This is a genomic window from Paenibacillus popilliae ATCC 14706 (assembly GCF_000315235.1).
In the GTDB taxonomy this organism is placed as follows: Bacteria; Bacillota; Bacilli; order Paenibacillales; family Paenibacillaceae; genus Paenibacillus_B; species Paenibacillus_B popilliae.
The window spans coordinates 1-13,545 of the sequence record NZ_BALG01000088.1; the positions used below are offsets into that span (position 1 = coordinate 1).

The 13,545-nt window shown below is 52.3% G+C and carries 10 protein-coding genes; 8 read left to right on the forward strand and 2 right to left on the reverse strand.

The features are described from left to right. Positions 1 to 73: oxidoreductase (locus tag PPOP_RS25835; RefSeq protein WP_148277872.1), on the reverse strand; the 73-nt coding region annotated here is incomplete at its 3' end. Positions 74 to 234: 161 nt separating this feature from the next. Between PPOP_RS25835 and PPOP_RS08290 the strand changes: the two genes are divergently transcribed. The 8 genes from PPOP_RS08290 to PPOP_RS08320 all read left to right on the forward strand — a co-directional run bounded on the left by PPOP_RS08290 (position 235) and on the right by PPOP_RS08320 (position 11,563). After that, complete coding sequence (locus PPOP_RS08290) at positions 235 to 1,482, forward strand: HAMP domain-containing protein (RefSeq protein ID WP_006285755.1); 1,248 nt, start codon at positions 235 to 237, stop codon at positions 1,480 to 1,482. A 54-nt stretch (positions 1,483 to 1,536) separates the two neighbouring features. Then, complete coding sequence (locus PPOP_RS24030) at positions 1,537 to 2,139, forward strand: sensor histidine kinase (RefSeq protein ID WP_234399735.1); 603 nt, start codon at positions 1,537 to 1,539, stop codon at positions 2,137 to 2,139. Positions 2,140 to 2,173: 34 nt separating this feature from the next. Beyond that, complete coding sequence (locus PPOP_RS08295; RefSeq protein WP_006285758.1) at positions 2,174 to 3,745, forward strand: response regulator transcription factor; 1,572 nt, start codon at positions 2,174 to 2,176, stop codon at positions 3,743 to 3,745. A gap of 161 nt (positions 3,746 to 3,906) precedes the next feature. After that, the gene (locus PPOP_RS08300; RefSeq protein ID WP_042227972.1) at positions 3,907 to 4,845 is read left to right on the forward strand and encodes an ABC transporter permease; all 939 of its coding nucleotides are present in this window, start codon (positions 3,907 to 3,909) and stop codon (positions 4,843 to 4,845) included. A gap of 13 nt (positions 4,846 to 4,858) precedes the next feature. Further along, positions 4,859 to 5,773 (forward strand): carbohydrate ABC transporter permease, encoded by a 915-nt coding sequence (locus tag PPOP_RS08305; RefSeq protein WP_042227973.1) that lies wholly within the window; start codon positions 4,859 to 4,861, stop codon positions 5,771 to 5,773. Between the two features lie 123 nt (positions 5,774 to 5,896). Beyond that, complete coding sequence (locus PPOP_RS08310; RefSeq protein ID WP_006285761.1) at positions 5,897 to 7,357, forward strand: ABC transporter substrate-binding protein; 1,461 nt, start codon at positions 5,897 to 5,899, stop codon at positions 7,355 to 7,357. Between the two features lie 179 nt (positions 7,358 to 7,536). Next, positions 7,537 to 8,820, forward strand: coding sequence for a glycoside hydrolase family 125 protein (locus PPOP_RS08315; protein ID WP_006285762.1), 1,284 nt, complete (start codon positions 7,537 to 7,539; stop codon positions 8,818 to 8,820). Between the two features lie 25 nt (positions 8,821 to 8,845). After that, positions 8,846 to 11,563 carry an alpha-mannosidase gene (locus PPOP_RS08320; protein ID WP_006285763.1) on the forward strand — a complete coding sequence of 906 codons (2,718 nt, stop codon included), beginning with the start codon at positions 8,846 to 8,848 and terminating at the stop codon, positions 11,561 to 11,563. A gap of 136 nt (positions 11,564 to 11,699) precedes the next feature. On the opposite strand, the gene PPOP_RS08325 is transcribed toward PPOP_RS08320, so the two are convergent. Next, positions 11,700 to 12,791 (reverse strand): M24 family metallopeptidase, encoded by a 1,092-nt coding sequence (locus PPOP_RS08325; RefSeq protein WP_006285764.1) that lies wholly within the window; start codon positions 12,789 to 12,791, stop codon positions 11,700 to 11,702. Positions 12,792 to 13,545 lie beyond the last annotated feature (754 nt).

The window sequence follows — 13,545 nt, forward strand, 5'->3', positions numbered from 1 at the left end:
GTGCATCCTGAGCGGTAACCAGGTTATTCTCTTTGATAAACGCTCGCAATTGCTCTTTCGTCCACAGTCCCATGTGTTCTCCACAACCTTTCTTCTACTTCCATTTTAGTAGGTTTTGGAGTTTACACCATCTATTTTACAGACTCCCACGGCAGCACCCGCAGTCAGCCATGTAATAAGCTCTCCGATGATGGGCTGCGGATCACGCACTCGAGCATAAAGGAGAGGCCTCAGATGTTCAAGGCGATCAAACAGATATATATGAAGCATTTCAAGAAAAAGCTGTTCATGAAGTTGATTGTCATCTACTCGATCATTGCTGTCGCTTCTTTGGTTGCGCTTTCCGTGTCGGTGTATGTTTTCTTCGTCAATACCAACGTCAACAATGCGTTGTTCGATCAACAGCGGAAGGTGGATGCGATCAACCGCTTTCTCGATCAGAAGTATGATACGGCCCAGGCTATCATTCAGCAAGTATACCAGGATACCACGCTTGTGAAGGATACGGTCTATTTGCTTGATGAAGGGCTGGAGAAGTTCACCCGCTACCGGCTGGACAGCTTCAGTTCAAGCAACGGCTTCTATATGCGCAATATGCACGATTTCTTCTCGACGCAGTTCGTCAAGGATCAAGATCTGCAAAATATCAATCTGATGAGTCTGAAGAGGAACTTTACCTATATCTACAATAATGGCGGATTTTATCGCGGCTACTACGACTGGAGCGAGAACAGCCAGGCGCAGCAGCAATGGCAGAATCATCGCTATGCCATTCCGAACGAGCGGTATTCGTCGATGCTGGGGAACTCCCGTTCAGCGGCCAAGACGGACTACGAAATATCATCGAGGGCCATCGAGGAAATGGCGGATGCTTCGCCCTCTGAGCCGGACGAGGCGTCCGAGCCGCTCTCTCTTCTGAGCGTAACGAACCGGATTACCAACCCCGAGACGCTGGTGGCGGCCGGAGAGATTACCATTGACTTCAACGCCGCCGGCATATCGCGACAGATTGGCGAGCAAATGTCGGGAGAACAATGGCTCGTGCTGGATGCCAACGGAGACACGGTGTACCATACGGAACGTTCGTCGCTTCCGGTTGCCGAGCCATACCACAGTGTATTGATGTCTATGCCGCGCAATCAGTCGGAACAAGTGAACCTGAACGGACAGAAGTCCTATGTCATGGTGTCGGAGACGAATAAATTGGGTCTTGTTGTCGTCAACACGATTCCCGAGAAAGCGATTGCCGAGCGGCTGTCAGGAATTCGAAATACGATTGGCATGATTACATTGCTATGTATGATAACGGTTGTCGCGGCAACCTGCTTCTCTGTTCTCCATCTATCGCGCCGCACGCAGACGGTCATCAGAGGGATGAAGAAGGTAAGGGAGGGCCTTCTCAATACGAAGCTTCCAGTGGACCGGGAAGACGAGCTCGGGCTTATCGCGCTCAGCTTCAACCAAATGTGCGAAGATTTGTAGCAGTATATCAATAAAGTCTATAAATCGGAGCTCAAGCAGAAAAATGCCGAGCTGGTGGCGCTTCAGTCTCAAATCAAGCCGCATTTTCTGTACAACACGCTGGAGGTCATTCGGATGCGGGCCATCTCGCAGGGCGCGAACGATGTCGGCGATATGATCTATAGTCTGGCGTCGATGTTCCGGCATATGGTGAAGGACAAGACAACGATTACATTACATGAAGAGATCGAAAATTGCCGCCGTTACTTGGAGCTGACCCGAATCCGTTACCGGGACAAATTGCAATACTCCATTGATATGGATGAGCGGCTAGGCGGGTACAATATCATGAAGCTTTCGGTGCAGCCGGTGATTGAGAACTATTTGGTGCACGGGCTAGGACTGGACCGGACGGACAACCATATTGCCATCGAAGTAGAGTCTGATCAAGGGAATTTGGTGATTCGGGTTGCCGACAACGGGAACGGGATCGATCCCGAGCGGCTGCAGAAGATTCAACAGGAACTGAGACAGCCAAGTATGCAGGAGCACGGTTCCTTGGGGCTGAAAAATGTCCATGAGCGCCTGCGGATATGGTATGGAGACGGGTACGGGATCACGGTGGAAAGCGTTTCCACTGTCGGCACGACGGTCACCATTCGCGTGCCTTTGCATTGACGCTGGGAAGTAGGTAAAGGGGGAATACGATGCGATGTACAGCGTATTTTTAGTAGATGACGAACCGTTTATTATCGAAGGCTTGCAGACGATTCTCGAATGGAATGATTACGGGGTAAGCGTGGCGGGAACGGCGGAGAATGGGGAGGAGGCATGGAAGAAGCTCCAGGAAGAGCCGGTTGATTTGATGATTACCGACATTATGATGCCGCGCATGACCGGCCTCCAGCTCATTGAAAAAGTAAAGCAAGCTCATCCCCAAACCCGATTCATTATATTGAGCGGCTATAACGAATTCATGTATGTGAAGGAAGGCATCAAGCTGGGCGTCGAGAACTACTTGCTGAAGCCGATCAATAGGGAAGAGTTCCGCTCCACGCTGGAGACGACGGTGCAAAAGATCGACAATTCCCGGGTTCATCGGATGGCGGAGCAGCACAATCGGGATATTTTGCGGGACAATGTGCTGTACCGTTGGCTGCGCGATTCCATCCACTTGGAAGAATTGCAGCAGCGGGCAGACCTGCTTAATATCCATTTTACTCACCCCTATTATCTGGTTGTCTTGGTCCGCCCCGAGATGAGAATGGATCAGGAGACGGAATATGAGATGCAGGAAGAGGTCGTGAGTCACGCAAGACGTCTGTTGGAGCAGGCGAACGGCGGATTTTGTGTGCCGGAATGGGACGGGGAGATCGCGATTATATTCGGTCTGTACCGGAGCGAAGAGAAAGAAGAGCTCATGGGCCGGCTTCGGGAGTGGAAGCGGAAGGCAGAGGGAACGCTGAGCACCTCCCTGCAAATTACGCTGGGGAGCGTCCAGGAAGGCTACGCCCATGCTTCGGCAAGCTATTTGCACGCGAAGCGGGTCCAGCCTTACCATCTTGTCTGCACAGATGACGAATGGGTCGATGCCGACGAGATCGCCGACTACCGCTCGTCCCGTCCGGCGGATGTGCAGCCAGAGACGGAGCCTTACGTGAAGCTGCTGTATGATCGGGACAAGGAACAACTGCGGAAGCAACTGGAGGCCGATTTCGAACAATTGTCGGCGACGCCGGGGGTTGCGCCGCGGGATATTCGCAACTTCGCTGTCGAATTGCTTATTGCCTGGAAGCAGGCGGTGAAGGGTATCGCCCACTACTTGGTGGAGGAGGAACGGGACTGGTTCGACGATATCTATCATATTCAGACGCTGGAAGTGCTGAAGGATCATGTATTCCAGGTCGGCTACCGAATGATGGGGCTACTCGCGGAACCGGAGCATCGAAGTCCTGTCATCAAGCAGGTGCTTCACGATATTCATGCCCGCTATGCGGAGGAACTGTCGCTGAAGACATTGAGCCAAGTATATAATATTAACCCGGTATATCTAGGGCAATTGTTCCAGAAAGAGGTTCAATTGACCTTCTCCGATTATTTGAACAAAACCCGCATCAAAATGGCGAAGGAAATGCTCGTCAATACGAATCAGCACATGAGCGATATTGCCGCTCATGTCGGTTATTGGGATAAAAGTTATTTCTATAAACAGTTCCGCAAGTACGTCGGCGTATCTCCAAAAGAATACAGAGAATACCATGCAAACCGAAATGAAATCGTATGAAATCCATTGCTAGGGAGGGGTTCCACGGTATCACCTGAAAAGGTGGCAACTGTGAAAGCCCTTTCTTTAGTTTGTACACTAAATCTAAAGTTTGTTGACTATTGTAAGCGCATTAATTATAGTACGATAAAGGTACAACATAGCAACGGGGGATGAATCTGATGCCAACCATCAAGAACGTTTTTCGGAGCTTAAGCCGCAACTGGATTTTTCTCATCATGGTTCTTCCGGGAGCCTTGTGGTTTTTGTTCTTCTCCTACCTGCCGATGTTCGGAACGGTAATCGCTTTCAAGGATTATCGTTTTAGCAGAGACGGCTTCTTTGCCAGCTTGCAACAAAGCGAATGGGTAGGCTTTAAAAATTTCGAATATCTTTTCAGTACCAATGACGCCTATGTCATTACGCGCAACACCATTTTGTACAACACGGTGTTTATCGTGCTTGGCCTGGTGGGGGCCGTGGCCATGGCTATCATCTTGAGCGAGATTGTGAACAAGCGACTGGCGAAAATTTACCAGACGGGGATGTTCCTTCCGCACTTTTTATCGTGGGTCATCGTCGGTTATTTCACGTTCAGCTTCCTGAGCGTCGACAAAGGGGTGTTGAACCAATTCCTTACGTGGTTAGGAAAGGATCCGGTCTCCTGGTACTCCGACACAACGTATTGGCCTTATATTCTCGTATTCCTCAATCTGTGGAAGGGCATCGGATATTCCAGCGTCGTGTATTTGGCCGCCATTATCGGGATTGACAAGACCTATTATGAGGCTGCGATGATTGACGGCGCCAACAAGTGGCAGCAGATTCGCCATATTATGATACCTGCGATTACGCCTTTGATGATCATTCTGACGTTGTTGGCCATCGGCAGAATCTTTTATGCAGATTTCGGGTTATTCTATCAGATTCCACGCGACTCCGGTCCGTTGTACAGCGTAACGAACGTCATCGATACGTACGTATACCGGGGGCTGAAGGCAACAGGGGAAATCTCAATGAGTACAGCCGCAGGCTTATATCAGTCGCTGGTTGGGTTCATTCTCGTGATGACATCGAACTGGATTGTGCGTAAAGTGGACAAGGACAACGCGCTGTTCTAAGGGGGGGACAACATTGAGAAAAAAAACACGAGATTTCCACAATTTATCGAGAGGCACCAATCTGATATTTAACCTGATTGCCGGTTTGTTCGCTTTCATATGCGTCTACCCCTTCTTGTTCGTCACGGTCATTTCATTGACAGAAGAGGAGTCGCTTGCTCGGAACGGGTATTCTATCTTCCCGGAGAAATGGAGCTTTTCCGCTTATGAATATATTTTTAAGGCCGGCGATCAGCTTCTTCGCTCCTATGGAGTCACGATCTTGATTACGGTTGTGGGGACACTTATCAGCTTGGCCGTGATTTGTCTATACGCTTACGCGATTTCGCGCAAGAACTTCCAATATCGGGGATTTTTCTCCTTTATCGCCTTCTTTACGATGCTGTTCAATGGCGGATTAGTGCCAACCTATATGGTTCTTACACAAGTGCTTCATTTGAAGGACACGATCTGGGCGCTTATTTTGTCGCTTATCATGAATGCGTTCTACGTCCTGATTATGAGAACGTTCTATAATACGACGGTACCGGATGCGATCATCGAATCGGCTAAAATTGATGGAGCTGGGGAATTACGTGCATTTATTACGATTGTGCTGCCCATCTCCTTGCCGGGTATGGCCACGATTGGGCTGTTCGCCACGCTTGGTTTCTGGAACGACTGGTTCAACGCGCTGATGTATATCGACAATCCTGCGCTCGTTCCGCTGCAATCGATGCTGATGCGGATCGAGAACAGTATGCAATTCTTGCTCAACAATGCGCAGCTCAATGCGTCGGGTCAGACGCTTGAATTGTTGCGGACGCTGCCGCAAGAATCGACACGGATGGCGCTCGTCGTTCTAGCTACGCTGCCGATCGCATGTGCGTATCCGTTCTTCCAACGCTACTTCGTTCAAGGCTTGACGATTGGAGCCGTCAAAGAATAAGCAAGTCAACCTTCGATTATTTCAGGGCGACGGCATAAATAAGCAGGCTGCCGATCCAGGAATAATATATCCAACAACTTGGTCACAAAAAGGGGAGGAAAAAAACATGGCTAAGGCAAAAAAATGTTGCTTATGACCTTCTGTCTTGTCCTGGTCGCTTCGCTGGCATTGGCTGGCTGCGGGAAGAAGGAAGAAGCGGGCGGAAGCGAAGCGGGTACGAGCGAGAAGCCGGTTGAGCTGATCTGGTATTCCATCGGAGCGCCGCAAAAAGATTTGGACAAGGTCATGGAGAAGGTTAGCGAATACACGAAGGAAAAAATCGGGGTTACCGTAAAAATGAAATTGTTCGACTGGGGCGATTATAACCAGAAGATGGGTGTGATTGCCGCCTCCGGGGAACCGTTTGATATCGCATTTACTTCTTCATGGGCTTTTGAATACGTTGCCAATGCGAAGAAGGGCGCATTTTACCCGTTGGATGACTTGTTAGATCAGTATGGCCAAGACATTAAAGAGCAGGTTCACCCTTCGTTCCTCGAAGGCGCTAAAATCGACGGAACAACGTATGCAATTCCGGTGAACAAAGAATTGCCTGCCCAAAAGGTCTTCCGCTTCAACAAAGATCTGGTTGACAAGTACAATCTGGACATCAACAGCGTGAAGACACTGGAAGATCTGGAGCCGCTGCTTGCGAAGGTCAAAGAAGGCGAGCCAGGCTTGTATCCGTTATCGGCCGATAAGCAGTTCAAGTTCGCCATTCCTTATGACCTGGTGAACGAGAACTTGCCGTTGGGCGTCGCGCTGACCGATACGAACGATCTCCAAATCGTCAACATTCTCGAACAGCCTGATATGATGAAAAGCTTCGAGACCATGCATGACTTCTATAATAAAGGCTACCTGAAGAAGGATGCCGCAACCGCTTCCGCCGGGGATGAAATGAGAACCGGAAAATGGCTCGTAGATACGCCGGATACACAGCCGTTCGCCGATAACCAGTGGTCTCAATCTATGGGCTATCCGGTTGAATCCGTTCCTTATACAGAACCGTATGTCTATAACTGGTCTGTCATGGGTTCGATGCACGCGATTTCCGCGAATAGCCCGCATCCTGACAAAGCGATGCAATTTCTGAACCTGTTGAACTCCGACCACTACCTGCGCAACTTGGTCAATAACGGTATCGAAGACGTTCACTACAAACGCATTGATGACGAAACGGTGGAGTACTTGCCGGCAAAAACGGAAGCGTATGATATGCCAAGCTTTACACTGGGCAACTTCTTTATCTTGGACAAGCTTCCTGACGACCCGAAAGATAAGTGGGAGCAGTTCGTTCAATTCAACGACAATGCAAAAGACGCGCCGCTGCTTGGCTTCCACTTCAATGCAGACAGCGTAAAAACGGAAATGGCTTCGCTGACGAACGTGAAAGAGGAGTTCTATGCGTCCCTGTTCACCGGCTCGGTAGATCCGAAAGTATACGTGCCGAAAGCAATCGAGAAGTTCAAAGCAGCCGGCCTGGACAAAGTTCATGCTGAAATGCAAAAACAATTGGATGAGTGGAAAGCATCCAGAAAATAAATAACGGCATCGTTCCCGCTAGCAATGAATCGCCGCAACAGTGCAGTCAGGTGGAGCGTAGGCTTCACCTGGCTGTCTACTGTTCGCGCGTAAAACTGCGGAAGAGATGCGATGATTGACTGGACTTTGCACAATGTAGACGACTTTGAAATTGATGGATGAAAAAGGAGAGAGCTGACATGGAACGCTTACCGCAAGCCGTGCTTCGCGTAATGGAAGAAGCCAAGACCCGATTCGCGGACAACCCGAAATTGCAGCACCTGTTCTTGAACTGTTTCCCGAATACGCTGCAGACGACAACCACATTGCATGAAGACGGCACGTCGTATGTCTTCACCGGAGACATTCCCGCCATGTGGTTGCGCGACTCCAGTGCCCAAGTGCGCCAGTATATGCCGCTTGCCAAGGAGGACGCCGATATTCGTCGCATCCTTGCCGGGCTGGTGCGCAAGCAATTGAAATATATTCAAATCGACCCATACGCCAATGCATTTAATGAAGAAGAAATTCCACTCGATCAGATTCATCACCGGGATCAGACGGAATTGAACGGCTGGGTCTGGGAACGGAAATACGAGATCGATTCGCTGTGCTACCCCATCCAATTGAGCTATTTGTACTGGAAGGAGACGGGCGATACGTCGCTTTTCGATGGCGAGTACAAAACGGTGGCGCATATCATCATGAACCTGTGGACGACAGAGCAGCGCCACTTCGAGCAATCGCCTTACCGCTTCTCACGCATGGAATGCCGCAAGACGGACACGCTCAAGAACAACGGGCAAGGCATGCCGGTCAACTACACGGGCATGACGTGGTCGGGCTTCCGGCCAAGCGACGATGCATGCACCTTCGGTTACTTGATCCCTGCGAATATGTTTGCCGTCGTCGTGCTTCGTTATTTGGAGGAGATCGCGACGGTTGTGTACGAGGATGCGCCGTTCGCGGCCAAGGCCCGCATGCTGTGTGAAGAGATGGAAGACGGCATTCGCAATTACGGCATCTTTCATCACCCGAAATACGGAGAAATCTATGCTTATGAAACCGACGGCTTCGGCAATTATCATCTGATGGATGACGCGAATGTGCCGAGCTTGCTGGCCATTCCTTATCTCGGCTATACGACAGAGGATGATCCGATCTACCAGAATACGCGCCGCTTCATCCTAAGCGAGGACAATCCTTACTATTATGCTGGCCAGGCCGCTCAGGGCATCGGCAGCCCGCATACCCCTGAGCGATACATCTGGCATATCGCCTTGTCGATGCAGGGACTGACCGCCGGATCGCAGGAAGAGATCAACGGCATAATTCAGCTTCTGACGGCGACGGATGCCGATACCGGTTATATGCATGAAGGCTTCCATGTGGACGATCCGGCCCAATTCACTCGTGAATGGTTCGCCTGGTCGAACAGCTTGTTCTCTGAGCTAATCTATCGTGAATATTGGTTGAAAGGCTAATCCGACAGGAAGAGAGGGACAGAACATGACGAAAAAAACGGCCCACATCATCTCTCATACGCACTGGGATCGCGAGTGGTATATGCCCTACGAGTATCACCATGCGCTGCTGATCGAATTGATGGACACACTGCTGGACACGCTCGACAACGATCCAGGCTTCAAGAGCTTCCATCTCGACGGGCAGACGATTATGCTGGAAGATTACCTCCAGGTCCGTCCAGAAAGGAAGGATAAGCTGGAGAAATATATTCACGAGGGCCGCATTCATATCGGTCCATGGTACATTTTGCAGGATGAGTTCCTGACGAGCAGCGAAGCGAACGTGCGCAACCTGCAGATTGGACATCGCGATGCCGACCACTACGGCGGCACCATCTCCAAGATCAGGTATTTCCCCGATTCGTTCGGCAATATGGGCCAGGCGCCGCAGATGCTCAAGCAGGCTAACATGGATGTCGCCGTGTTCGGACGCGGCGTGAAGCCGACCGGCTTCAACAACCAAGTATCCGAGGAGGCCGCATACGAGTCCCCATTCTCGGAAATGATCTGGGAATCGCCGGACGGATCACGGGTCATCGGCATTCTGTTCGCGAACTGGTACTGCAACGGCATGGAAGTGCCGGTTGACGAGCCGCAAGCGCTTGCCTATTGGGAGAAAAATATCGACAATGCGGAGAAATTCGCTTCCACGCCGCATCTATTGTTCATGAACGGGTGCGACCATCAGCCGATTCAGACGGATCTATCCAAAGCGATCGAAGTGGCGAAGAAGCTGTTCCCGGATGTGGACTTCGTACACTCCAACTTCCATTACTATGTGGATGTGCTGAGAAAAGATTTGTCTGATAATTTGCAGACGGTAAAGGGCGAACTGCGCAGCCAGCGCACCGACGGCTGGTATACACTGGTCAATACCGCGTCTTCCCGCGTCTATCTCAAGCAGATGAACGCGGAGAACCAGACGCTCCTGGAGAAGGTGGCGGAGCCGCTGGCGGCGTTCGCCGATCAGGCAGGCAAGCCATATCCGCATCACCTGTTCGTCTATGCGTGGAAGACATTGATGCAGAACCATCCGCACGACAGTATCTGCGGATGCAGCGTCGATGAAGTCCACCGCGAGATGGTGACGCGCTTCGAGAAGTCGAAGCATATGACCGAGATGATCATTCACGAGACGGTAGACAGCCTCGTGAAGCAGATCGATACTTCGGCATTTGGCGCCAAGGAGGCCGTGCCGTTCGTCGTATTCAACACGGCGGGCTATGCGCGCAGCGGCGTCGTCGAAGTGACGCTGGAGCTGAAGCGCCGCTACTTCCGCGAAGGGCATCCGACGAAGCTGGCGCAAGAGCTGAAGCAGGAGCCGATCGTGCCGGGTACGGTTATCGATGCCGACGGCAATGCGGTCATCTGCGAATGGGAAGACGCCGCCGTCCAGTTCGGCTACGATCTGCCGAAGGATAAGTTCCGCCAGCCTTATGTGGCGCGCTGCGTGAAGATCCGCCTGCAGGCAGGCGGCATGCCGGCCTTCGCATACCAGACCTTCGCCTGGGCGGCAGTCGGAGAAGCGCCGCAAGCGGCCAGCTTGTTGAACGGGCAAAATACACTCGAGAACGAACATCTGAAGGCGGTCGTCGAAGCGGACGGCTCCTTGACGCTGACCGACAAGGCGACGGGACATACGTTCAGCGGGCTGAATGTGTACGAGGACAGCGGCGACATTGGCAACGAGTACATGTTCCGCAAGCCGAACGGCGAGATGCCGCTTACGACGTCAGGACTGGCGGCCGATATCCGCGTCGTCGAAGACGCGCCGTACCGCGCCGTCATCGAAGCGGTTCACCAATGGGAGATACCGGCTTCTGCCGACGAGAAGCTGCAGGAAGAGAGGAATGAGCTGGTAGACTTCCCAAGACGTACGGCGCAGCGCTCCACAGCCAGGGTGCCGTTCCGGCTTGTGACCCGCTACACGCTTGAGCGGGGCGCGAAGCGCGTCGAAGTGCAGGTGACTATGCATAACGAAGCGAAGGATCACCGGTTGCGTGCGCTGTTCCCGACCGCACTACAGGCGGAAACGCACCAGGCGGAATCCATCTTCGAGGTGGCCCGCCGCCATACAGAGCCGGCTCCGGAATGGGAGAATCCGAGCAACGATCAGCACCAGCATACGTTCGTCAGCGTAAGCGACGGCCAGCTCGGCTTGACCATCGCCAACAAAGGGCTGCATGAGTATGAAGTGCTGCGCGATGGCCGCAACACGATGGCGCTCACCTTGCTTCGCTCCTCCGGCGAGCTCGGCGACTGGGGCGTCTTCCCGACGCCGGAAGCGCAATGCTTAGGCACGCACACCGCAGAATACGCGATGATTCCCCATGCGGGCGATGTCGTGACCTCCGGCGCATACAAGGAAGCGCACGCGTTCCAGGTGCCGTGGATTGTCCGCCAGGCCGAGGTACAGACTGGCAAGCTGCCAGCCGACCATGCGTTCCTGGCATGGGACGGCGAGGGCATCGCTTTCTCCTCGATCAAGATGGCAGAGCAGACGGGCGACATGGTTGGCCGCTGGGTTAACTTCGCGCCGGAAGCGAACACGTTGCACGTTGCTCTTCCGCAGGCAGGCAGCGGCTTCTATCGCAGCAGCATCATGGAAGTGAAGGGCGAAGACCTCCCTTGCCGCGACAAGCGCAGCGTCGGCGTTGAGCTCGGCGCAGCGGAAATCTTCACGCTCGGCATGCAGAAATAAATCATAATGGAACAAGCCCTCCTGAAGCATCGCTTTGGGAGGGCTTGTTTGCGCTATAGGGGCTGAACTGAAGGCTGCATCGTTCTGCATCGTTCGGGCAGTCGAAGAAAGTCGCCAGATTTGGCCAAAGAAGCCGCTATCCCCCGATGACCCGCAGCTCCTTCGGAAAGGATGTGAGCACGCGCACGCCATCCTCCGTGACGATGACGTCATCTTCAATGCGCACGCCCGCCACGTTCGGCACATAGACGCCCGGCTCGATGGTGAAGACCATGCCCGGCTTCAGTATATCCTCGTTCCGGCCATGCACGGACGGATACTCGTGCACATCCAGGCCGAGCCCGTGTCCGAGCCGATGGGTGAAGCAAGGGCCATAGCCGCGCGCTTCGATCACCTGCCGCGCCGTGCGATCCAGCGAGCCACAGGTGACGCCGGGCTTGACAGCGGCAATGGCCGCTTCATTCGCCGCCAGCACCGTGTCATAGATGCGGCGGCTCTCTTCGTTCACTTCGCCGACGGCGAAGGTACGGGTAATGTCGGAAGCGTATCCGTTCACGTAGACACCTAGATCGAACAGGAGGAGCTCGCCCTCGCGAATGATGCGATTACCGGGAACGCCATGCGGCAGCGCAGCCCGCTCGCCGGCCAGCACCATCGTGTCGAACGATGGCCGTTCCGCGCCCTTTTTCTTCATCAAATATTCCAGTTCTGCGACGACATCCAACTCAGTGATGCCAGGGCGCACGCGGCTTACGCCTTCCGTCAGCACCGCTTCAATCACCCGGATCGCCTCCAGCAGCCGCTCCACTTCTTCCGGGGACTTGATGACGCGCAGATCCTGCAGAATCGGTCCCGCATCGGCATAACGTTTGGCATCCAGCGCTGCGGCCAGCGCCTCGAACTGGGCGACGGAAATATGATTCTTCTCGAAGGCCAGCTGGTTCAGCCCGGCGGGCAGACAGGGCTTCAATACGTCGTATGGGTTATCCGTGTCGGTATGGGTAACGATGTTCTTGACGGAGGAGGCGAACGCCGCCTTATCCGCATCCAGGGCCGGCACGATCAGCGTCGGTTCGGCATCCTGCTGGATGACGAGGCCGAGGAAGCGCTCATGCGGATCGCAGGCGAAGCCGGTCAAGTAATAGACATGTTTCGGATCGGTAATAAGGAGGACGTCATGGCCCCCCTGCTCCATTGCCGTGCGTAATCGAATCCAGGACTCGTTCATCGCTTTTCATCCTTTCTGTAGTGCGCCATTCGATATTCTTCATTGCTTCTTCATTGACCATATCATAAGTATGGCCTCCTGCGCGAGAACATTTGCACAGTCAGTGACCGTCCAGGTGGACTCCGGACGGCCCCTTGAAGCATGTAACCATCACCCCAATCATTTCCTTGCCGACATGGAGAAACGACATCTCCATGGGTAAGCGCAGGTAAGGAATCTTGCTGCAAGTGTACTGTGCAAGAAGTGCAATTGGAAACGAGACCGACAACATAGAGGAAGCAAATAAGCCAAGATGGCGTTCCATTGCATTTCATAATGTCAAAGTTAACATCGTTAAATTTCCACCGATTTATTTACCTGTTGCACGTAGCATGATAAGCTAACGGATCCAAAGATTTGAAAATAGTTGTTTACATTTTCCAATAGATATTGTAATATAATCATTGCAATACATATTTGGAAAAGGAAGGTGCATTGAGATGAAATTTAGAAAACTCATTGTTTTAAGTTGCGCTACTATTTTAATAGGTGGGTTTGCCACCGAATCGGCATTTGCCGGATCAACTGTATATAGGTGTCAAGCACATAATGAGGAGCAATGTAATAAGCCTGTTCGATACGAAAAAGGTAGTGGCACAAAGTACGAATATTATTCTGGTAATAGACTTATAAAATACTCCCGTTGGTTGTAATGATGAGTTCAAGCAAGATTGGATGGAAGAGGCAAGGAAGCTTCATGTGAAATAGAATAAGA